Raw genomic sequence first — 22,384 nt, 5'->3', positions numbered from 1 at the left:
TCATCCTCTGGTCGTTGTCAGCGGCGCGCTGATCAGGGCTTCGACTGTCGTATGGGGGACGCGGTCGTGCCAGCGGGCGGTATTGAGTTCGTAGATGCGTTCGCCCGCCTTGACCGCAGCGGTGCGGTCGAGCAAGTAGTGGCGACACTCGGCGATGAACTGCTCTGTGTCGTCGAACGTGGGGAGCTCGAAGATGGAATCGAGCGACCCGACGGCCGCCGACGTACCGACGACGGGCAGGCCCTTGCTCGCCGCGTCGAGAATCTTGACGCGAACCCCGCCGCCGGTGGCGACCGGCGCGATCAGAGCACGGCACGTGCCGAGGAATTCCTGCAGGTCGTCGACGAAGCCGAGGTCTCGCACACCCGCCGGGTAGACAGGATCCTTGGCACCCGGGGCCTTCGCACCGATGATGCACAGTTCGGCACCCTCGATGCCTGCGGAGATCGCCGGCCAGTAGTCGAGCGCGATCTTGAAGGCCTCCTGGTTCGGTGGCCAGTCACGAGTCCCCATGAACACCAGACGTTTCGCGGTCTCGGACAAGTCGAGCTGCGGCGCGGGTTCGAGGGTGAGATCGATCCACCGAGCATCCCGTACCCCGTGGTCACGGTACATCTGTGCTTCGTCGGCATCGTAGGTTCCGACGGCATCCGCGGCACGGGCGACGCGAATCTCGTCACGCAGGATGCGGGGTGCCTCGACTCGGCCGATCGACCCGCGGGTCACCTTCCACACCTGGGATTCGGTGTTGACGGTGTTGATCGCGAACGGTGATCCGAACTTGGCCGACCGCAGAAACGACTCGGCCATGTAACTGTGTTCGGCCACATACACATCCGACTCGGAAGCGTCGATGGCGTCGCGGAGGGCGTCGATGTCGTAGCGTCCGTGGACAACCGATCGGGTCGGCCGCAGGGACTTCAGCAGCAACCGGGCGTCGACCTTCGGCTTGGGTACGCGGACCACGTCGGCGACGACATCGGTTTCCTTCGACAGGCAGATCGAGCGAACCTCGAACGCCTCCCGCGCGAGTTGCATCATCAACCGCGACAGTGCGATGTCGCCGCCGTGCTCCGTAACGGGGTCCTTGGACAGCAAGAATGTTGCGCGTCTCATTGCCGCACCTCTTCTTTCACCGGATCGAGATACAGGGCGCGCATGAACCAGACGAGCAGAACGGCGTCGGTGATCACCGACGCGATGGCCGCACCGATGGCACCGAGGGGGAACAGACACACCACGAGCAGCATCTTCAGCGGTGCCAATGTCGCGGCAGCCAACACTCGGGTGCGGTCTCGATGCTGGAGGTAGAGCACGGTGGTGAAGACGTGGTTGAGCACGCGCATCACGACGAACAACGACATGACCATCAGTGCACCTGCCACCTGAGGGGAGGCCGGGGTGAAGAGCAGTACGGTGCCCGCCGCCAGCAGCAGCGATCCCGCGGCGCAGCCGAGCATCGTCGTGTGCTTCAACGCCGGACCGGCAGTGACCGATCCGTCTGCTGCACGCAGCTTCTCGTGGAAGGTGTGGCCGAAGGCCTGACCGACGAACGCCACTGCCCAGGCCGTCACCGAGGCGACGGAGTAGTAACCCGCGACGGTGGAGTCGGTGAGGAAGCCGAGCAGTAACACGTCACCCTGGATGTAGACGGCATTGGCGAGGTTCTCCGAGAACAACATCGACATCTCGCGCCACGAGCCGGGCAGCCGCGGTGCCGCCCCACGGGACCGCAGTGCGGAGAGTACGGCGATGACGAAATACGGTGCCGCGTACAGGAGACTGGCCACGACCAATGTCGGCTCGGGGATCACGAACAGGTATGCCGTGGCGAGCGCGATGGACGTGGCCTGACGCGTGGTGTCCATGCGCTGGGTGAGATCGGGGCGGCCGTCGCGTAGGGCTTGGCTCTTGTAGGCGTTGAAGACCAGTTCGCCGCCGCCGATGACGAGCGCGAACCAGGCGATGTAGCTCACCGGAATCAGGCACAACCCGGCCACGATCAGAGCGGTACCGGTGAGAACGCGAGTGGTGCGCTCGCCCAGAAACTCTCGCTCTGCGACGCGTATGGACCGCACGGTGAACGGATGATCCAGCGGCGCTGCGAGTATCGCGGCGAGCGCGAACGCCATCGCGTACTGGCCGTAATCGGAGATGCCAAGCTTGGCGATCAGTGCGATGGTCCACAGCAGACCGATGCCGCGGCCCCCGTACGTCCACAGCGCCGCGACTCCGGCCTTGAGCAGATTGCCGTTCACTTCGACCACACCGCTACGAAGTTCTCGGCCACCAGGTGAGGAGCATTGGCGCTCCGTAGGGTCTCCACTTCGCGGCGCAGCCGGGTCAGGGCCTCGCGGTCGGTGACGAGGCGGGCGGTGGCGTCGGCGATCTCGTCGGTTCCACCGGCCACAACCAATGCGCCACCGTCGGTTTCGGACAGTGCGCCTTCTTCGAGACACACCACCGGAGTTCCGTAGGCCACGGCGCGGCTCACCGATCCCGACGCGGGGAAGGCATCGCCGTAGACGGACCGCTTGCCGTAGGGGACCACCAGGGCACGGATGGAGCCGAAGAACGCATCCTCGTCCGGTCCGTTCACCTCGCCGAGGATCTCGACCCCGTCGACCGGGTCGAGTAGTTCGGTCCCACGACCGGCGATGCGGATGACGATCTCCTTCGGCAGGCGATCCCGAAGCTGTTGCAGCTGATCGAATCCCTTACCCCGGTAGACGAACCCGAACAGCCCGACGGCCAACGGTCGATCCTCGGCGGGAGTCAGGTCGGGGCGTTCGGGGACGAAATGCATGACGGCCTCGGCCGTGACGTCCGGGTAGGCGCGCTCGAGCGAATCGGCCCCGGAGCGGGTGAGTGCGAACAGGGTTCGGCTGCCCACCACGCTGCGTTCGAGGCGACGCCACGCCTTCCGGAGTGGATAGTGCAGGCCGTGGTTGAGCACCTTCTTGCTCGCCAGGAACTTGGTGCGGGCAGGCCACCAGACGATGCCGGGCGGATCGTGCACGGTGGCCGTTACCATGGGATTTCCCGTGAGCCGTGCCGTGGCCCAGAACGGCATCACCGAGCCGCCGCTGAACTCGCAGTGCACGATCGTCCGCTCGGGGTCGGCGTCGACGAGCTCTCGAATTGCTCTGCGGTGCCCCAGAATATCGCGCACCGAGTGCGATCCCGGTCCGTCGTGGCGGTACTCGACCACTTCGCCGAAGTGCGGTCGTACGGCCGCGGCGAAGTCGTCGGCATAGTCGCCCACACCGCCGACCCCGGAGCGGGGAGCGATGTAGACGAGTCGGCAGTCGCGCAGGATCATCAGTAGAACAGGGGCCGATACTTCGGGCGGTACGCGAGGGCCTTCGGGTCTCGCATGGCCCGCACCTTGGCCGGCACGCCGGCGACGACTTCGAGTTCGCCGACGTCGCCGCGGACCATCGAGCAGCCGCCGACGACGGCACCGCGACCCAGCGTGACTCCGCTCAGCAGTGTGCTGCGACTGGCGATCCACACGTAGTCGCCGATGACGCACGGTTCGAGGATCGGGGTGAACTCCGGGGAGTTGTGGTCGTGGTAACCGCCGATGATGTGCGTGTCACTGGCGATGACGACGTTGCTGCCGATCGTGATGCCGCCTCGGGCGTCGAGCATGCACCGAAATCCGATGGAGCAGGCGTCGCCGATGGTGAGGCCCTCGGGATCGAGGATGGTGGTACCGCGGAAGATCGACACGTCCTTGCCGATGGTCGCACCGAACGCGCGCAGGAAGTTCTGTCGAATCCAGTGCGACGGAATGTAGGTGACGATCATGTTGAAGCCGAGGGTGCCGACGCGATTGCGTAGCTTCCGCTTGAACGTGATGTCCTGCATCTTGTAGTTCGACACCTCGAAGATCTCGGGCTCGGTGTCCGTCGGACGTTCCACCGCTGTCATGCTGCCATCTCCTCGGTCATGTCGAATTCGACCATCGCACGGACTATTTGGTCGAAGTCCTTGGTCGGTGCCCAGCCCAGCAGAGTTCGGGCCTTGGTGGCGTCGCCCACCATCCTGGCCGAATCGGCGGGTCTGAGCATCTCGGAATCGCTCCGGACGTAGTCGCGCCAGTTGTCGATGTTCACGGCCGCGAAGGCCGCGGCCACGAAGTCGGCGACGCTGTGCGCCCGGCCTGTCGCCACGACGAAGTCGTCGCCCTTGCCGTACTCGGCCATCGCCGCCATCGCGTCCACGTAGTCCGGTGCCCAACCCCAGTCGCGGACCGAGGTGAGATTGCCGAGCTCGAGAAAGTCGAGACTGCCGCGGGCGATGGACGCGGCGGCCTTGGTGATCTTGCGGGTCACGAAACTGTCGGGTCGACGGGGTGATTCGTGATTGAACAGAATGGCGTTCGTCGCCTCCAGTCCCCGCGAGCGATACACCTCGACCATGTTGTGGCTCAGCGCTTTCGACGCACCGTACGGTGACGTCGGTGCCACCCGCGTGGACTCGTTCTGCAGGCTGACGCCTGATCCGGCGAGGATCTCGGCGCTGGAGGCGTTGATCATCACCACGCGTCTGCCCGACGCCTCCTGCTGGGTGAAGCACGCATCCAGCAGGGCGGCCGCGGAGACTCCGTTGACTCGGGTGGTGAGCACCGGGTCGTTCCAGGATCGCCACACCGACGAGATGCCCGCGAGGTGGAAGACGTAGTCGGGTGCGACGTCGCGGATCAGTGCGCGGGTGACCCCGTGATCGCTCAGTTCGACGTCGTGTCGCGTCACGCCTGCACCGACCGTGTCGGGTGTCGCGCCGGGCTTGGCGACGCCGTGTACCGACCACCCGCGTTCGAGGAGCAACTCCGACAGGTAGCTGCCGTCCTGGCCGCCCACCCCGGTGATCAGTGCGGTGGGGCACTGCCCGGGTTTCACGCGATTGCAGCCGTGTCGGGCGATTGCTCGGCGAGGTCGTTCTGCACCATCATCGCAACCAGTTCGGGGAAGGCAACTTTCGGCTTCCAGCCCAGTACCGCGTGCGCCTTGGCGGAGTCGCCGACCAATAGGTCGACCTCGGCCGGCCGGAAGTAGCGCGGGTCGATCTTGACGTAGGGCTCCCAGTCGACGATGCCCACGGCGGCGAAGGCGTGATCGAGCAGTTCCCGAATCGAGTGGGTCTCGCCGGTGGAGATGACGTAGTCGTCGGCCTCGTCCTGCTGCAGCATCAGATACATGGCTTCGACGTAATCGCCGGCGAAGCCCCAGTCGCGCTTGGCGTCGAGGTTGCCCAGTGAGATCTCGCTCTGCAACCCCAGGGCGATGCGGGCGACGGCCTGCGAGATCTTGCGGGTGACGAATTCCGGCCCACGGCGGGGTGATTCGTGATTGAACAGGATGCCCGAGCTGGCGTGCATGCCGTAGGACTCGCGGTAGTTGATGGTCATGTAGTGGCCGTAGACCTTGGCGACGCCGTACGGAGAGCGCGGCCACAGCAACGTCTCCTCGCGCTGCGGTACCTGCTGCACCTTGCCGAACATTTCACTGCTCGACGCCTGGTAGAACCGCACCTGCTTGCCGGCGACCTGCTCGTACAGCCGCGTCGACTCGAGCATGTTGAGCACTCCGCCGCCGGTGACATCGGTGGTCAGACGGGCGTTCTCCCAGGAGTACGCCACGAACGACACCGCTCCCAGGTTGTAGACCTCGTCGGGGTCGGCCACGGCGAAGGCCCGCATCAGCGCCGAGAGATCGAGCAGGTCGCCGTGCAGGATCTCGACCTGCGGCAGCACCTGCTCGAGCATCGTTGCTTTCGGATTGTTCTGTCCGCGTAGCAGACCGAACACTTTGTAGCCCTTGCTCAGTAGCAGCTCGGCAAGGTAGAGGCCGTCTTGTCCAGTGATTCCGGTGATCAATGCGCGCTTGGTCACGACGCTGCCCTCTCGATGGTTCCCGTGTGGAGCTCGGTTACTGCAGCGTTCAGTTCGGCAGCGAAGGTGTCCTCGCCGAACTGTTCGACGTGTTCCTTGATTTTCGACGGCTCCCAGGTGGTCGCTTCGAGTTCGGTGACGGCCCGTCGGATCGAATCGGGCTGCGGCTCATCGAAGTACACACCGGACACGCCTTCTTCGACGGTGTCGAGAAAGCCGCCCCAGCGCAGCACTGCACTGGGCTTGCCGTGGTAACCCGCTTCGATGGGGGTCAGTCCGTAATCTTCATAGCTGGCGGCGATCAATCCGTTACAGCCCTGGTAGAGCCACGTCATCTGACCGGACGTCAGATCGCTGAGCATGAGGACGTTGTCGGACTTGAGTTTTCGCAGTCTGTCCGCCTCGGGGCCGCGGCCGACGACGATCAGTCTGCGGTCGGTGCCGTCGAACGCGGCCATCACTTTGTCGACGTTCTTGTACGGCAGCAGGCGCGAGATGCACAGGTAGTAGCTGGAACCGTCGAGCCAGGCGGCGGCGTCGGGTATGGGCTCTGCAGGTGCTGTCTCGACGGTGAACGGGGCGGGCACCACGGTGGACGTGATGCCGTAGGCATCGGCGATTCGCTGCTGCACCACGGTGGAGATCGCGAGATAGCGGTCGGCCGTGAACGCGGCCTTGCGGTCCCATCTGCGCAGCGGCCACGAGAGAGTCTTGAGCGCAACACGTTTCGTCGGGCTACGGGATTCGCCCAGATACATCTCGGACTCGTAGAGCCACCGCGCGGGGGAGTAGCAGTAGATCAACTTGCGGCCGGAGGTGTGGAATCCGTGCGCCCAGCCGCTGGTGCTGGTGAGCACCACGTCGGCGTCGATCTCGATGGAGCTCGACGCGAAGGGGAGCAGGGGAAGCGCAGCGCGGTGGTTCTTGCGGAGAAACCCGACCCGGTTCAACGTCGAGGGCCGAACGTCCAGCCCGGAGAACTCCGGGAAGGTGGTCGTCGGCTCGAACAACGTTGTGTAGATGGGGGCCTCGGGAAACGCACGAGCCATGGCCAGAACGACCTTTTCCGCCCCGCCGCGTTGTGTCAGGTAATCGTGCGCGATCGCGACACGGACGCCATCGGTGTCGGTCATGCCGAGTCCGCGTGTTCACGTGGCCGAAAAGGTTGCGAATCAGCATTATTGGTCTTCATCTACAAACCCATCGTTGCAAACCGATCTCGAATGGAGCTAGGGCGCGTCAGACGCCGAATGGACACCCGTCGTGCGCCGATGCACGGTGGGCGTCGAATTCAGAGTGTCCCCCGACGAGACTGCGAACGAATGGACACGATCCTGCCACGAAGGGTCATTCGTTCGTTGTCTATGAATATCCGGTTTACGGACAAATAGAAAGCGTTAAGTGAGGTGGTTCACAACGCAAAATAACTCGGCGGCGTAGCGGAAACCGCACCTTCGCCCAGAGTTAACGCGGACGCAATAGAGGCGTCGAGAAATGATCGGTGAGAACGTATTTCACCATTCATTGGATAGATGAATTGTTGATCGAACGGGCGAAAAATTCACCGAGTGACGGTGGTGCCGACCCATGGTGTCCATGTGATGGCTCCGTACTGGAACGTGACCCGCACTCCTCCGCCGTACTGCGGAATCTCGTCGCTCGTGGCCGGGCCCAGCGTGGGGTCCCAGGCCGCGAAGATGCCGCCGCCGATGTTGTGGGTACCGCCGACGGCGGTGGAGAACACCCGCAGGCCGTAGGGGCTGTCGAAGTCCTGGTACGTGCCGTTGAACGGAGTGGTGGGCAGGAACCCGGTCGGGCGCACCGCTTCTGCGACAGCGCGCGGTACGGCGACGAATCCGTTGGGTCGCTCGTACAGCACCGCGTCCTGGCGGTACTGCGCCCAGGTGTCGCGGACGGGGAACACCGGGCCGAGTACGGCACCGGAGTTGTTCGGCGCGGCCGCGAAGCGGGTGTATTCGGCTGTACGGGGAATGTTGTTCTGCAGCAGGTTCATCAGCCCCCACAGTGCGGGCTTGGCTGACCAGTCGGTGTGCAGCAGGCCGAAGGTCATCTCCGGGTCGTTGCTGCCGGTCTGCTTGTCGCGCAGCTGGTACAGGAAGATCGGCCCGGCATAGGGCAGCTCCCGCCATTTGGTGACGAAGTCCGTGATCATCGCGTTCTGTTGGTCCTCGGTCGCCACCGAGGTGGGCACCCCGTATTCGGTGGCCCAGATCTTCTTGTTGCCGTCGCCGTTGGCGACCATGGCCGCGCGCATGTCGAGCACCTGGCGGGCCGGGGCGTGGTCGACGTACGGGCCCTCGGAGAACTTCAACGAATATTGATACGGGTGGTAGGAGAGGGCGTCGAACGAGCCTGCGGCACCGGCGGAATACATCTGGTTGGTGAACGTGACGGGGTTGACGTTGCCGTAGCCGTCCTCGGTGGCACCGAGCACGCCGCCGACGACGGTGGCTGCGGAGTCTGCCGCTTTGATCTTGGGATACGCCGCTTTCAGCAGCGCGGTGTAGCCGGCGGCGTCGGGCTGCGGTGCGTAGAACATCGAGCCGTTGGGTTCGTTCCAGATCTCGTAGTCGGCCACCTTGCCCTTGTATCGAGCAGCGGCTTTACCGGCGAAATCGCCGAAGGCGGCCGGTGACGCGGGACGGGTGCTGATGGTCTGGTTCACCGGGGAGGTCGCCCACGGCGGGGTGTAGGCGATGATGCCCAGCATCGAGATGTTGGCAGCGCGCAGCTTGTTCACGACGCGATCCACAGCTGTCCAGTCGAGCTGATTCTTGGTGTATTCGACGGTCGACCACGGGATGGCCACGCGCATCGATTTGATGCCTGCGGCGGTGACGAATTGCACGGTGGTGTCGAGTTCTGCGTCCGTGGCCCACAGCAGTCCGCCGCCGTCGGAGATGCCGACGCCGGGCGGATTCGGGGCAGCCTCCGCGCGCGATTGGCCGCCGACGAGGTGGTCCGGTGGCGTCAGTACTGAGGTCGTTCCGGACGCGAGGCCGGCAGCGACGATCAGAACGGCTGCTGCCGTGATCGCTGTGCGAATGCGGCCACGAATATGAACCATCTCGAATTCTTTCCACCAGGGGTCCGTACCAACAATTCGACGGGCCGGTGTGCTGAATCATTGCACTACAAACACGCTTTCGTGCAAATCGAAACGAGATCCGGAATTCTTATGAAACCGCTGGTCGAGTGTCGTGCCGTGAAACCAAGCTTTTCGAATTCAGCTGCGGGTCGGCTTCGGCGTCGTCCTTGGTTTCCGACGACTTTTCCCATGCGTAGACGAGGAACGCGTACATCACGGAAAACGCCATCGTGGTGGCCGGGATGGTGACGACGGGGAAGTCGAGCTGCAACGCGACGACCGCGAAGCCGATCATTCCGCCGCCGTAGAACCCGTCTTCCCAGCGCCGTGAGCGCAGTAACCGGTAGCCCGCGATCGCGATGACGACGAGGATGGCGACGAAGGCAATTCCGGCTACGAGGCCGCCGCGGTAGATGGTCAGCAGCGGGGTGTTGGCGACGTAGTTCACCTCGAAAGCGACCGTGGGGTCTTTGAATTCTGCACGGCCCCAGCCGAGTCCGAACATCCAGTGACCCTGCATGTGCCCGGGGAACTCGACCAACGCGTCACCGCGTGCGCTCGATCCGGCGTCTTCGTTGCCGAACGAGGAGAAGACGCGGCTCCGCACACTGGGAACCGCGAGAGCCCCGACGAAGGCCGCGGCGAAGGCTCCGACGATGGCCAGCCGCTCACGGGTGCGCAGCTGCTGGAACAGCAGCATCAGCACCACCCCGAACACCACCGAGAACAGTGCGGCCCTCGAGAGCGTCAGCACGATCGACAGAAACAGCAGTGCCGCAAGCACAGTCCGCAGCTGTCCCCGCAGGAGCAGGATGCACAGCATCAACGCGAGCACGAAACCGATGCCGGCTGCGTTGGGGTCGATGTACGTCCCGGCCAGGCGAACGGTGGCGGCACCCGAGCTGCTGTAGACGAACCGAGTGCTTTCCTCCTCGACTCCGTAGCCGAATATCGACAGATAGCGAATGAGTTTTCCGGCGGGATCGGCGACGAAGACGATCAGAGCGAATGCGGCAGCGGCCGAGGCCGCGTAGACGTAAATTCTGCCGAACAGCGCCAATTCCTCACGCGGCAAGCGCAAGAGGCAGATCACGACGAGGGTCGAGACGAGCCATTGGCCGAATTCGACGTAATCGACCAGCGCACCACTCGTCGCGAACAACGACAAGGCCGAGAGAATTATCAGCGCGATCATCGGTATTTCGGGCCATGTGATGCGGCTCACCGCTGTGCGGTGAATCACTGTCGCGAGAACGACGGCGATACCCAACGCGAACACCAACGGTACGTGAACGCCGGGCACGTAGCCGAACGGCAGGGCCCCGAGCGAGAAGGCAAGCGCACGAGACAAATACAGCGGATGACGTAGGCCTATGTACACGCCGACGGCCAGTACGACGAGGGCGAACACACCCACGGTGGCCGCGGTTCCGCCCACGATCATGGCGGCAGTGACGATCACGGGAACGGCCACGATGGCTGCCGCGTGAAGTCGTGGCGTGATGCTCATGGGCTCTGATGTTGTCACGGTTTCATTCGCTCGCAACACGTACGCCGTGCCGAATCCTTCGCTGCGCTTTATTCTTTGCCACTACCGAAGGTTTTCGATGGGAGATCGCGTGGAGATTCGAGAATACGGCCGCATTCTTCGCGCGGGTTGGTGGATCGTGGCACTGGCGACGGTCCTCGGCATCGCCGCGGGATGGGCCTACACACTCTTCACGACGCCGCAGTATCAAGCTTGCGCCCGATTGTTCGTCACCACCGAAGGCGGCAGCTCGGTCGGTGAGGCCTACCAGAACAACCTGTTCTCGCAGGAACGGGTGACGTCCTACGCCGGATTGGCCACCAGCGCACAGGTTGCCCAGCGAGCGGTGGATCAATTGCAGTTGCAGATGTCCGCCGACGACCTCCGCTCGCGCGTCACCGCAACACCCATCGAGAAGACCGTGCTGCTCGATCTGTGCGCCACCGACCCCGACCCCGCGGTCACCCAGGTGTTGACCAACGCAGTCGCCGGGCAGCTCACCCAGGTGATTCAAGAACTCGAAACGTCGCAACGAGGGGGCAGCGCCGCGGCCGGCGCGACCATCGTCGACCAGGGCGACGTGCCGTCCACGCCCATCGGCATGGGGCTACCCACCGCACTCGGACTCGGCGGTGCCATCGGGTTCGTCCTCGGGGTGGCGCTCGCGCTGCTGCGCGGGCTGCTCGATCGCTCGATTCGCGATCGGACTCGGGCAGAGGAGATCTCGGGCAAGGCCGTGCTGGGCGGACTTCCGGTCGACACGACGCGACCCGGTTCTGCAGTGGCCTCGATGACCGAGCTGGGGGAGCCGCTTCGCGCTCTGCGCACCAACATTCGATTCCTGGGCGGTGGGTCCCCGCCCCGGGTCATCGCCGTCACCAGTGCCTCCTCCGGGGAGGGCCGCACCAGTACGGCCATCGATCTCTCGGCGATTCTCGCCGAGGCGGGACACACCGTGTTGCTCGTCGGTGGCGATCTGCGCGACGCTGCCCTGGGCTCCCGGTTGGGTCTGAACCAGGACAGGGGCCTGTCGACAGTGCTCTCCGGCGAGCACCACGTGGAGGACGCCATCGTTCCCAGCGCGTTCGGTGGCGTGTCGGTATTGCCGACGGGCCCGGTGCCGCCGAACCCCAGCGAACTCCTCGGATCGGATCGAGCGCAGCTGCTGCTGGAGTCGTTGCGCGGCGACTACCGCTACGTCATTGTCGACACCCCACCCCTGCTCGACGCCACCGACGGCGCGATTCTCACCGCATTGGCCGACGGCGCACTAGTTCTGGCGCGGACGGGCCGCACCACCCGAGACAAGCTCCGACGTGCAATCAAGGTGCTCGACGGCGTCGGCGGCACCGTGCTGGGTGTGGTGACCACGTTCGAGCCCTCGACGCGACGGTCGTCGAAGACCGCACCCCCCGCGGCCACCGACGACAGTAGTTCGACTGCAGCGTCATCCGCGAAGCCCTACTCCACCGCACGTCGGCATGCCGCGGCAACGAGCGATTCTGCGAGCCCGTCGGCGAGCAGAGGCTAGCTCGATGTCACCGAGGTTCGCGGTGCGGGTCGGTGTCGTCCTGACCGCCGCGGCAGTATCGATCTCCTGCTCCCAGCAGCCGTCGGTGGTGCTCCCTCCCGATGCCCCCACGGCTCCCGTCACCGCGCAGGCGCGGGCTTCGGAATCACCGCCACCGTCGAATTTCGGTGGTACGGAGCCAGGGTCGTTGATCTCGGCCGAGTCGATTCGGGACATCGCCGTCGACATCAGCGAACTGGGTGCGACGGCAACCCGGGTGGTCTATCGGTCGACGTCGGGCGTCACCGGCCTGCCGACGGAGGTCTCGGGGACCGTCGTCGTTCCGGCCGGCACTTCTCCCGAGGGCGGGTGGCCGGTGGTGTCGTTCGGGCACGGCACCACGGGAGTGCTCAGCGCGTGCGGCCCTTCCCTGTATGCGAACCTGCTCGGCAACGCACCCATCGTGGCCGCCCTCGTCCTCAACGGCTTCGCCGTGACGATGAGCGACTATCAGGGTCTGGGGCTCGAGGGCTCGTACCACCCCTACCTGGACGCGAAGACGTTCGGCTACAACATGATCGACGCGGTGCGGGCCGCCAGGAACTTCCTGCCCACGCTGAGTTCACGGTGGTCGGCGTACGGCGTCTCGCTCGGCGGGATGGCCGCATGGGCGGCGAGTGATCGCAATGCCGAGTACGGCGGCGGGCTCGAGCTGGTCGGCACCGCGGCGATGGTGCCGGTCTCGGACATGACGGGCCTGGCCGACGCCGCCGCAAACGAAACCCTCACCCGGGCTCAGTACCCACTGCTGATGTACGCCCTGCATTCGTTGGCGATCTCGCATCCCGAGATGAACCTGGACGACTATCGATCCGGCTTCGCCCGGGAGCGATGGGACGACCTGATGGAGTGCGTCCCGCCCGGGTCGTTGGACGTTCCCGACTTGCAGACGCGGGTGCAGGCTGCGGATCTGAAGCCGGTGAGCGTCGAGGCGACCGATCGTCTGCGCGGATACCTCTCGGATATGGCACTGCCGCAGCGGGGTTCGCGCACGCCGCTGTTGGTCATGTACGGCAGTGAGGACGATCTGATTCTTCAGCCGTGGACGGAGAAGGCGCTGCAGCGAGCGTGCGCGTCGGGCGACGTCGTCGAGTACGAGCTGCATCAGGGCGAGGGCCATGGTGATCTGGACAGCAGTAGGTCGCTGCCGTGGGTCAAGAGCATGTTCGCTGGACAGCGACCCGTCGATACGTGCGAGTTGAATCGATGATCGCTCCTGCCGGCGTGCCGAGACTCAAGGACTACGGCCGAATGCTGTTGTCCGGCTGGGCACTGATCCTCGCGGCCGCCGTGTTGTCGGCCGGTGCCGCGTGGCTTTTGACGTATCTGGTGGAGCCGTCGTACACCGCCACCTCGCGCGTGTTCGTCACTGCGCCGGGCCCGGTGTCACCGAAGAACTCGCTCGACGGCAACCGAAGTTCGTTGGTTCGGGTGGAATCGTATGTGCAGCTGGCCACCGGTGAGCAGGTGTTGCGCCGGGTCATCGCCTCGCAGGGCTTACCGGTGGAACCGGCGGACCTGAAGAACGACATCACCGTGGTGCCGAGTCCCGGTTCGGCGCTCATCGACATCTCGGTGGTGAACGCCGATGCAGAGCGTGCGCGTGACGTTGCCAATTCGGTTGCAGTGCAGCTCATCAAGCTCGTCGGGGAGATCGATCTGGGGAACAACGGGCCGGTGTCGGCGGTGACTTTGGTCGACGCGGCCACCACACCGAGCTCGGCGTCGTCCCCGATCGTGGGCAACAACGTGATGCTGGGGGCCGTCGCGGGGATCATGGTGTCCGGCGTGCTCGTGCTGGCGCGGGGCATCACAGGGGATTCGATTGTCCACCGCGATCAGGTGGAGGACATCGTGAAGCAGAGCATGGGGGAGAGACTGTGACGAAGGATCGAATACCGCTGTTGCGCAGAGCTACCGGGGCGGGTGCGCTGGCACTGATGCTGGCGGCGTCGGGCTGCTCGTCGGACGCACCCGCGGTAGACCCGGAATCGGCGGCATTCGGTGCGTCCCTGACGGCCGATTTCAGCGACGACGGCCCAGGATCTCTCGACAGCGCGGAGGAGCTGCTCACCATCGACCGACGGTTGAGCGGTATCTCCTCCGTCGCCGCGCGGGTGGTCTACGAGTCCACCTCGGGCGTCGACGGTTCGACGCAGCGGGTATCGGGCACCATCTTCGCCCCGGAAGGCACTGCACCCGAGGGTGGTTGGCCGATCATCGCCTACGGTCACGGCACCACGGGCGTGTTGCCCGATTGCGGCCCGTCGACGGATCCTGAACTGCTCGGGAGTTCCCAGATCGTCGCCGCGCTCGTGCGTTCCGGACACGTGGTGGCGGTATCGGACTATCAGGGTCTCGGTCTGGACGGTTCGTACCATCCTTACCTGGACGCACGGACCGTCGGAAACAACCTGATCGACTCGGTACGTGCCGCTCGCAAGCTGGTACCGAACACCTCGACGCGGTGGGCGTCGTTCGGCGGATCGCAGGGTGGCCAAGCAGCCTGGGCGGCAAACGAACTCGCGACCACCTACGGAGCCGGCCTGGACATGGTCGGCTCGGTCAGCCTGGTACCGGCAGCAGACATCACCGGGCTGGCGTCGGCTGCAGCGAACGGCACACTCACTGCAGACCAGAAGCCCCTGCTGCAGTGGGTGTTGGTGGGCCTGTCGAAGTCCTATCCGGAGCTCGATCTGGACGACTACCGCAGGGGCATCGTCGCCGAGAAGTGGGAGGAGTTCTCCGCGTGCGGCGGAGCGCTCGCTGCAGATCGGACCTCGCTCGCCGCGCAGATCGACGACGACGATCTGCGCCCGGCATCTCCGGAAGCCACCGCGGTGCTCGAGGGCTACCTCCGTGCGATGAGCCTGCCGAAGTCTCCTGCTGCCGCTCCGATGCTGGTGATCTACGGTGGCCAGGACACGTTGATCTCGCAGCCGTGGACCGATGCCGCCATTGCGGCCGGGTGTGGCAGCGGCGACACCATTCAATCTGTACTACAACCCAATTCCGGTCACGCAGACATCGACGGTGCTGCTGCGTTCGGATGGCTGAACGACCGGTTCGCCGGTACTCCGGCCGTCAACTTCTGCCCGGCTTCACCTCCGGCACCGTGACCTCGAAGTAGGTACCCATGACCGCCACGCCAGACAGCACCGCAGCCGCAGCCGTCGATCCAGTAGCGACAACGCCGGCCACCCCACAGGTCGATGCGCCGAAGCGTCCGGCACGCATTCTCGGTCTCGACGGACCTCGCGGTTTCGCGTGCCTGTGCGTGCTCGCCGTGCACGTCGGCGGCCATTACTCGCCGCAGACCGTGCTGACGTACAAGCTCGGGCTGTTGGGGCAGGGGCTCATCTTCTTCTTCGCCCTGTCGGGTTTCCTGATCTTCCTGCCGATGGTGCGAAAGTTGTTCGACAACAAGCCGATGCCGAACAACGTCAGCTACGCGCTGCACCGCCTGCTCCGTGTGTTTCCGGCATATCTGTTCATCTTCCTGTTCGCGAACTTCGTGATGCGGGCGGTGTTCGTGGAGAACGCGGCCGTGGCCGAGCGTCATTTCACCGACAACGGCCTGGGTGTGCTCACCGATCCGCTGACGCTGTTGGCCAACCTGACGTTGGTGCACTCGTACATTCCGAGCATGCTGCAGACCGGCATCAATCCGTCGTGGTCACTGTCGCTCGAGTTCGCGTTCTACATCGCACTGCCGCTGCTGACCGGTATCGCATTCTTCCTCCGCAAGCGCACGTCGATACCGGCACCGATACTCGCGATGATTCCGGTGGTGGTGATGTTCGTCGTCGGCATCACCGGCAAGCTCTACACCGCCTCACGCGTCGGGCCGTCGGGCATCACCGATCCGAAGCTTCTCGACTGGGGCCCCAACGAGATTGCGGTACTGAGCCGGAGCTTCTGGTCGCTGGCAGACAACTTCACGTACGGAATGCTCGCGGCCGTCGTCTTCGTCGCGATCGACAACGGCATGCTGAAGGGCGCGCTCGCCACCAGAATGCGGTGGTGGACCGGTATTGCGATGATCCCGACGGCGGTGATCTCGTTGAAGCTGATCGACGACAACTCACGCTGGCAGAGTTCCACCGTCGCCTTCGGGTCCGCGCTCCTCATCCTGTTCATCATCGTGCCGCTCGCGCGTGGGGAGAAGTCCGCACTGGCCGAGCGGGCGGACTGGGCACCGCTGAGCTATGTCGGCATGATCTCGCTGAGCGTGTACCTGTGGCACTTCCCGGTGCTGATCATGATCGGGCGCTTCGGGTGGTTGGCCGGCGACAGCGTGCCGGGCATGGCCTGGAACTTCCTCGTCATAGCCGTAGTGAGCATCGCGTTCGGTTCGTTGACGTACCGGTTCATCGAGAAGCCGGCGTTGACGTATGCACGTAGATTCAAGGCCAGCAAGTAGATCCATGCGCATCCCACGTCGCGCGGTAGCAGCGCTGCTGGTGCTGCCGCTGCTCGGCGGATGCGCCGCCGCGGTGCCGATCGGCGCTCAGGTCCAGGGAGCAGTGGCCGCTGCAGTACGGGGATCGGACCCGGAACCGCTGGTGATCGCCGATCCCGGTACGGGTAGCGGCTCCGTCGTCAGTGCCGAGACCATGCCCAATCTGCCGGTGCAGGTGCGCCTTTCGGGTGTACACGCAGCACGCGTGGTGTACCGGTCGTCGCAGACCGATGCAGGGGAGCGGGAAGTATCGGGCACGGTCTTCACCCCCGACGGCGATGCCCCCGACGGCGGGTGGCCGACGATCTCCTACGCCCACGGCACGACGGGCATCGAGCAGGAGTGCGCTCCGTCGAGGTCGGGCTCTCTGCTCGGTGCCTCGGCCCTCGTACAGGGTTTCACCGCAGCAGGATTCGCAGTGGCTATCACCGACTACGAGGGACTGGGCCACGCCGGACATCATGCGTACCTGGACAACATCACCGCCGGATACGACGTCATCGACGCGGTGCGTGCCCTGCGCACTGTGTTCCCGAGCGTCGGAACGCGATGGGCCGCATTCGGTGGATCGCAGGGCGGCGGCGCAGCATGGGCGGCGAACGAACTCGCCGCGACGTATGCGCCCGAACTGGACCTGGTGGGGGCTGCGGCTCTGGCCCCGGCAGCGAACATGGTGGGTCTGGTGGACAAAGCCGCCGCGGGTACGTTGACGACGGACCAGGGGCCGTTGCTGCAGTGGGTTCTCGAATCGTGGGCTCGACGTGACCCGCGCGTGAATCTCGACGACTATCGCAGCGGCACTGCGGCTCAGGACTGGACCGCGCTCTCGGGATGCACGCCGGACCGGGCCGGTGCCCGAGACGATGCAGTGAAACAACTGAGCAACAACGACTTTGCGCCGACGTCTCCGGCGGCCGCCGCCACGCTGCGGGACGAGCTGGCGTCGATGGCTGTGCCCCAGGGGCCGGCGTCGGCACCGATGTTGGTGGCCTACGGAGATTCCGACACCTACATCGATGCGGCATGGACGGACGACGCACTGGCGCGAGCCTGTGCGCTGGGGGACGTGATCACCATCGACCGGCAGGCGGGGCGGGGACATGCAGATGTGAACGGCGACGCCGTCACTCAGTGGCTTGCGGATCGATTCGCCGGAACGCCGGCACACAACGATTGCGGGTGAGGGGGACTCATGGGGTTACGACAGGACGTGGTGGTTCGCGCGAAGGATGTCGTCAAGAGACGTCTCGGTCGCGGTATCCCGGTGGAGGTGTTCGACGAGCCGTACGTGGTGGTCGCGGTACTGGGGCAGTCCAATGCCCACGGGGCTGGGGTGGGGCTGGATCGCGACGGGCTCGACGCTCCGCATCCGCGGGTGCATCAGTGGGCGGCCTCGGGTAGGTCGAAGAACACCGTTGTCGCGGGAAGTAACCCGCTGTTCCACGAAGTGCCCTCCAAAGCAGTCGGATTCGGGCCAACCTTCGCAGGACATCTCGCCGATGCAACCGGCAGGCCGGTGTTGTTGGTGCCGTACGCGCGTGGTGATTCCGGGTTCGCTCGCATTCACGGTATCTCGTGGGATCCCTCGGACACCGGAGCCCGGAACAATCTGTTCCACAATGCGATGACGCGCATTCGCTCGGGTCTGAATATTGCGCCCGGCAACGAGCTGGCCGCGGTGCTGTGGCATCAGGGTGAGAGCGACGTGCCGCTGCTGACGGGGCCGGCGTATGCGGAGAAGCTCGATCTGCTGATCGACACGGTACGGGCGCACTTCGGGGAGGTGCCGTTCGTCCTGGGTCAGATGGTGCCCGAGGAGATAGAGAGCGGGCACGCGAACTACCCCGTGATCGACGCGGTGCACGCCGATACCCCGCGGCGTCGGGCCTCGGTGGCCTACGTCCCCGGGCCGAGGAGTCTCTACAACAGCGAGACCGAGAAAATTCACTACAACGCGGACGGTCAGCGGGAGTTAGGCCGGCGGATGTGGGACGCCTTTGCGAGCATGCGATCGAACGTCCGCCGTTCGACCGACACGGCTTGACACCGGCAACGAACGCCAGCACTAATGGTCCGAGGGGCGGGCTCTCACACCACATCGGGCGGCGTGCGCAATGCCGTGGACGCGCGCACTTAATGCGAGGGAAACATGTAACGACCTGCGGATTCCGTTCGATCAACACACAGGACCAACATGGTTGTTACCAAGTGACACAGTAAGTATCCGACGATAGGCTTCACAACGGGGTGGCACGGTGCAGTGTCGATCACGCAGGGGTTCGACAACGCAGAAGTACCAAGGGGAAGAAACGTGTCGATCAGCGATCTGGGAATGCAGAATTCCGTCGTGTCGCGCCGTGATGCCAGACGGCTGCGCAAGGTGACGTCGCGTCGCGAGTGGGAAACGCAGTACACCGAGGGCCTTCGGGTCACCGACACACTGGTTGTGCTCGGTGCCGTGACGGTCGCACAGATCATTCGGTTCGGTGAGATCGACTTTCGTGACCCGTGGTCGATCGCCGGCTACATCGGTGTCTCGGGTGCGCTGGCAATTCTGTGGCTCGCGTTTCTCGCCATCTTTCGTACTCGCTCGCCGCGAGTGATCGGCAACGGTTCCGAGGAATACCGTCGTATCGTCTCGGCCGCGTTCCGACTGTTCGGCACTGTCGCGATCCTGTCCCTGTTGTTCCGCTTCGACATCGCACGCCTCTATCTCGCCATCGCGTTCCCCGTCGGATTGATCGGATTGCTGCTGAGTCGGTGGGCGTGGCGGAAGGTGGTGTCGCGCAGGCGTGCTCATGGCGGCTATCAGACGTCGGTGCTCATCGTGGGTAGTCGCAGTTCTGCGCTGTCCATGGCGCAGTCGTTCGAGCGTTCACCCGAGTCCGGCTACAGCGTGGTGGGCATCTGCTTACCCAACTTCGAACCCGGCAACGACACCTCGTTCACCATCGACGGTGTCGAGATCCCGGTACTGGGCGACGAGCACAGCGTGGTCGAGGCCATCGAGGTTTCCGGAGCAGACACCGTGGCCGTGACGGCCACCGAGCACATCGGCCATCACGGGCTGCGAAAGATGGTGTGGGACCTCGAGAAAAAGAAGGTGGACCTCGTCGTCTCGCCCGGTGTGGTCGATGTGGCCGGCCCCCGTCTGGTGATGCGTCCGGTGGCGAATTTCCCGCTGATCCACGTCGAGAAGCCGCAGTACAACGGAGCCAAGCGGTTCAGCAAGACGGCGTTCGACTTCCTGTTCGCCACCTCGGTCCTGCTGCTCATCTCGCCGATCCTGATCACGCTCGCCGTGATCATCAAGTTCACCAGCAAGGGCTCGATCTTCTACAAGTCCGAGCGAATGGGCATGGACGGCAGGCCGTTCCAGATGATCAAGTTCCGCAGCATGGTCCAGGACGCAGACCAAAGGGTGCAGGAACTCGCTGCCCTCAACGAGGGCGCGGGCGGGGTGCTGTTCAAGATGCGCGACGACCCCCGCGTCACTCGCGTGGGCAAGGTGATGCGCAAGTTCAGCCTCGACGAGCTCCCGCAGTTCGTCAACGTTCTCAGACGCGAGATGAGTGTGGTGGGTCCGCGGCCACCGTTGCGCAGCGAGGTCGAAACGTACGACGGCGAAGTACGGCGACGGTTGCTGGTCAAGCCGGGCATCACAGGACTGTGGCAGGTGAGCGGCCGATCGGATCTCTCGTGGGAAGAGAGCGTGCGTCTGGACCTCTCGTACGTCGAGAATTGGTCCATGACAGGCGATTTGCTCATCATCGCAAAGACGGCCGTGGCGGTGCTGGGCAGCGAAGGGGCGTACTGACCGCCCCGGCAGTATTCACCCTGCAGTGGGTCGGTTTTGTTCGTATCATTCGGCAATGACCACTGTTTCGGAGAACGGACGTGATGCAGCCATGGCGCAGAATTCATTTCACGATTTTCTGGCCGATCGCATCGACCGAATAGCGCGGGTTCATCTGAACAGGTCGACGTCATTGCACGCAGTCATCTCGGACAGTGTCGATGCCTACACCGCGGCGTTCGCCGAATATCACGGCACCGAGTCTCCGTTGGATCTACTGGACCCGGAGGTTCGCGCCGAGCTCAGCGATTTCATCCACCGCTGCGCCGAGGCCGTCGAGGAGCCGGAGAACCCGCAGTTTCCCGTTCGACGGTAAGAATTTCGGGCCGATACACCAACTGTTCACCGTGAGGTGAGGGCTGTCCCTCGGGTATCGGCGGGCGGTCATGTGTGTTTACTATTCGCAGGTGTAGGCGTGACCTGATCGGTGCGCCCACGATTCTCGGGACCGTGTCTCGACCGAACACATCGCTCAGCAGCACATCGACGGGGAACGAGCAGAATGCGAATCACAGTCTTTGGTACCGGCTACCTCGGTGCCACGCACGCCGCCTGTATGGCCGAACTCGGCCACGAGGTACTGGGCGTCGACGTGGACCCGGCCAAGCTCGCGAAGCTCGAGGCCGGAGAGGTTCCGTTCTGGGAGCCTGGTCTCGAAGAGGTGTTGCAGCGCAACATCGCGGCCGGTCGCTTGCGCTTCACCGCGTCGTACCAGGAAGCCGCGGACTTCGCGGAGGTTCACTTTCTCGGTGTCGGCACTCCCCAGAAGAAGGGGGAGTTCGCAGCCGACATGAAGTTCGTCGACTCGGTCATCGAGACGCTCGCGCCGTTGCTCACCAAGCCGGCCGTGATCTTCGGTAAGTCCACAGTTCCCGTCGGTACCGCCGAGCGGCTCGGCCGCATGGCCCGCGAACTTGCCCCGGCTGGTGACGGCGTCGAGGTCGCGTGGAACCCCGAGTTCCTTCGCGAGGGCTACGCCGTCAAAGACACGCTGCACCCGGATCGTCTCGTGCTGGGTGTCGATCGAGATCGGCCGGGTCGTGCGGAGGAACTGGCCCGCGAGGTCTACGCCCAGCTGCTCGACGAGCAGATTCCGTTCCTGGTGACCGACTTGGCCACGGCCGAGCTGGTCAAAGCCTCGGCCAATGCGTTCCTGGCCACCAAGATTTCGTTCATCAACGCCATCGCAGAGGTATGCGAGGCGGCCGGGGCCGACGTCACCGTCCTCGCCGACGCGATCGGCCACGACGAGCGCATCGGGCGCAAGTTCCTCAACGCCGGCATCGGTTTCGGCGGTGGGTGCCTGCCCAAGGACATCCGCGCGTTCATGGCCAGGGCCGGCGAGCTCGGTGCCGATCAAGCGCTGACGTTCCTCCGCGAGGTCGACAACATCAACATGCGGCGACGCACCCGCATGGTCGAGTTGGCGCGGGAGGCGTGCGGCTCGCTACTCGGGGCGCGGGTGGCCGTGCTGGGCGCGGCCTTCAAGCCCGACTCCGACGACGTTCGTGATTCACCGGCCCTGAACGTGGCCGGTCAGATCCAGCTGCAGGGTGCAACGGTCAACGTGTACGACCCGAAGGCCATGGAGAACTCCAAGGCGCTGTTCCCCACGCTGACCTACAACAACACCGCTCTCGAAGCCTGCGAGGGAGCAGACGTGGTGCTGGTGCTGACGGAGTGGAAAGAGTTCAAGGCTCTCGTTCCCAGCGACCTGGACGGCGTGGTGCGCAGCAAGAAGCTGATCGATGGCCGTAACTGCCTGGACCCGGAGCAGTGGCGGGCGGCAGGGTGGAACTATCGAGGCCTGGGTCGACCCTGAGCGCGACCAGGCACATCGATCGCGCAATTCATTCGATGGAATGAATTGTCGGCCCGTTGTGCTTGCTGATATCTGTAATTCGCATTAACGCACACTGCCTTAAAATGCAAACGTCTTGCTTTACGCTCGTCGACATGT

At 64.6% G+C, this 22,384-nt stretch carries 19 protein-coding genes; 10 read left to right on the top strand and 9 right to left on the bottom strand.

Annotated features, from left to right (window positions below):
- The 9 genes from CH281_RS23565 to CH281_RS23525 all read right to left on the bottom strand — a co-directional run bounded on the left by CH281_RS23565 (position 1) and on the right by CH281_RS23525 (position 10,518).
- A complete protein-coding gene (locus CH281_RS23565) occupies positions 1 to 1,116 on the bottom strand; it encodes a glycosyltransferase (protein ID WP_094621402.1) in 1,116 nt (371 codons plus the stop codon).
- A complete protein-coding gene (locus CH281_RS23560; RefSeq protein ID WP_256984017.1) occupies positions 1,113 to 2,267 on the bottom strand; it encodes a lipopolysaccharide biosynthesis protein in 1,155 nt (384 codons plus the stop codon). Before CH281_RS23560 ends, CH281_RS23565 begins: the two co-directional genes overlap by 4 nt.
- Positions 2,255 to 3,322 (bottom strand): glycosyltransferase, encoded by a 1,068-nt coding sequence (locus tag CH281_RS23555; RefSeq protein ID WP_256984015.1) that lies wholly within the window; start codon positions 3,320 to 3,322, stop codon positions 2,255 to 2,257. Before CH281_RS23555 ends, CH281_RS23560 begins: the two co-directional genes overlap by 13 nt.
- Positions 3,322 to 3,936 (bottom strand): acyltransferase, encoded by a 615-nt coding sequence (locus CH281_RS23550; RefSeq protein ID WP_032366996.1) that lies wholly within the window; start codon positions 3,934 to 3,936, stop codon positions 3,322 to 3,324. The genes CH281_RS23555 and CH281_RS23550 overlap by 1 nt, the downstream gene beginning before the upstream one ends.
- Positions 3,933 to 4,907 (bottom strand): GDP-mannose 4,6-dehydratase, encoded by a 975-nt coding sequence (locus CH281_RS23545; protein ID WP_256984014.1) that lies wholly within the window; start codon positions 4,905 to 4,907, stop codon positions 3,933 to 3,935. Before CH281_RS23545 ends, CH281_RS23550 begins: the two co-directional genes overlap by 4 nt.
- Complete coding sequence (locus CH281_RS23540) at positions 4,904 to 5,899, bottom strand: GDP-mannose 4,6-dehydratase (RefSeq protein WP_032392185.1); 996 nt, start codon at positions 5,897 to 5,899, stop codon at positions 4,904 to 4,906. The genes CH281_RS23545 and CH281_RS23540 overlap by 4 nt, the downstream gene beginning before the upstream one ends.
- Complete coding sequence (locus CH281_RS23535) at positions 5,896 to 7,032, bottom strand: glycosyltransferase (RefSeq protein WP_094695652.1); 1,137 nt, start codon at positions 7,030 to 7,032, stop codon at positions 5,896 to 5,898. The genes CH281_RS23540 and CH281_RS23535 overlap by 4 nt, the downstream gene beginning before the upstream one ends.
- Positions 7,033 to 7,460: 428 nt before the next feature.
- A complete protein-coding gene (locus tag CH281_RS23530) occupies positions 7,461 to 8,987 on the bottom strand; it encodes a cellulase family glycosylhydrolase (RefSeq protein WP_094695651.1) in 1,527 nt (508 codons plus the stop codon).
- A gap of 109 nt (positions 8,988 to 9,096) precedes the next feature.
- Positions 9,097 to 10,518 carry an O-antigen ligase family protein gene (locus CH281_RS23525; protein ID WP_256984013.1) on the bottom strand — a complete coding sequence of 474 codons (1,422 nt, stop codon included), beginning with the start codon at positions 10,516 to 10,518 and terminating at the stop codon, positions 9,097 to 9,099.
- 109 nt (positions 10,519 to 10,627) lie between these two features.
- Between CH281_RS23525 and CH281_RS23520 the strand changes: the two genes are divergently transcribed.
- The 10 genes from CH281_RS23520 to CH281_RS23475 all read left to right on the top strand — a co-directional run bounded on the left by CH281_RS23520 (position 10,628) and on the right by CH281_RS23475 (position 22,246).
- Positions 10,628 to 12,067, top strand: coding sequence for a polysaccharide biosynthesis tyrosine autokinase (locus CH281_RS23520; protein WP_094695650.1), 1,440 nt, complete (start codon positions 10,628 to 10,630; stop codon positions 12,065 to 12,067).
- A gap of 4 nt (positions 12,068 to 12,071) precedes the next feature.
- Positions 12,072 to 13,316: a lipase family protein gene (locus tag CH281_RS23515; protein ID WP_094695649.1), complete on the top strand. Its 1,245-nt coding sequence runs from the start codon at positions 12,072 to 12,074 to the stop codon at positions 13,314 to 13,316.
- Entirely contained in the window at positions 13,313 to 13,990 is a 678-nt protein-coding gene (locus CH281_RS23510) for a YveK family protein (RefSeq protein WP_094695648.1), read from the top strand. The genes CH281_RS23515 and CH281_RS23510 overlap by 4 nt, the downstream gene beginning before the upstream one ends.
- Complete coding sequence (locus CH281_RS23505) at positions 13,987 to 15,225, top strand: lipase family protein (protein ID WP_256984012.1); 1,239 nt, start codon at positions 13,987 to 13,989, stop codon at positions 15,223 to 15,225. The genes CH281_RS23510 and CH281_RS23505 overlap by 4 nt, the downstream gene beginning before the upstream one ends.
- Before the next feature lie 17 nt (positions 15,226 to 15,242).
- Positions 15,243 to 16,529, top strand: coding sequence for an acyltransferase family protein (locus tag CH281_RS23500; RefSeq protein ID WP_094695647.1), 1,287 nt, complete (start codon positions 15,243 to 15,245; stop codon positions 16,527 to 16,529).
- A gap of 4 nt (positions 16,530 to 16,533) precedes the next feature.
- Entirely contained in the window at positions 16,534 to 17,751 is a 1,218-nt protein-coding gene (locus tag CH281_RS23495; RefSeq protein ID WP_256984011.1) for a lipase family protein, read from the top strand.
- Between the two features lie 9 nt (positions 17,752 to 17,760).
- Complete coding sequence (locus CH281_RS23490) at positions 17,761 to 18,612, top strand: sialate O-acetylesterase (protein ID WP_094695645.1); 852 nt, start codon at positions 17,761 to 17,763, stop codon at positions 18,610 to 18,612.
- A gap of 288 nt (positions 18,613 to 18,900) precedes the next feature.
- Positions 18,901 to 20,385, top strand: a complete 1,485-nt coding sequence (locus tag CH281_RS23485) for a sugar transferase (RefSeq protein ID WP_094695790.1) — start codon at positions 18,901 to 18,903, stop codon at positions 20,383 to 20,385.
- 55 nt (positions 20,386 to 20,440) lie between these two features.
- Entirely contained in the window at positions 20,441 to 20,740 is a 300-nt protein-coding gene (locus CH281_RS23480; protein ID WP_032366987.1) for a hypothetical protein, read from the top strand.
- Positions 20,741 to 20,926: 186 nt separating this feature from the next.
- The gene (locus CH281_RS23475) at positions 20,927 to 22,246 is read left to right on the top strand and encodes a UDP-glucose dehydrogenase family protein (RefSeq protein ID WP_094695644.1); all 1,320 of its coding nucleotides are present in this window, start codon (positions 20,927 to 20,929) and stop codon (positions 22,244 to 22,246) included.
- The last annotated feature ends 138 nt before the right edge of the window (positions 22,247 to 22,384 follow it).

Origin of the sequence: Rhodococcus sp. 06-221-2, from assembly GCF_002258365.1 — a bacterium.
GTDB classification, from domain to species: Bacteria; Actinomycetota; Actinomycetes; order Mycobacteriales; family Mycobacteriaceae; genus Rhodococcoides; species Rhodococcoides fascians.
The sequence above is the reverse complement of the archived record's forward strand: the minus strand, read 5'-3'. Positions and strand labels throughout refer to the sequence as shown.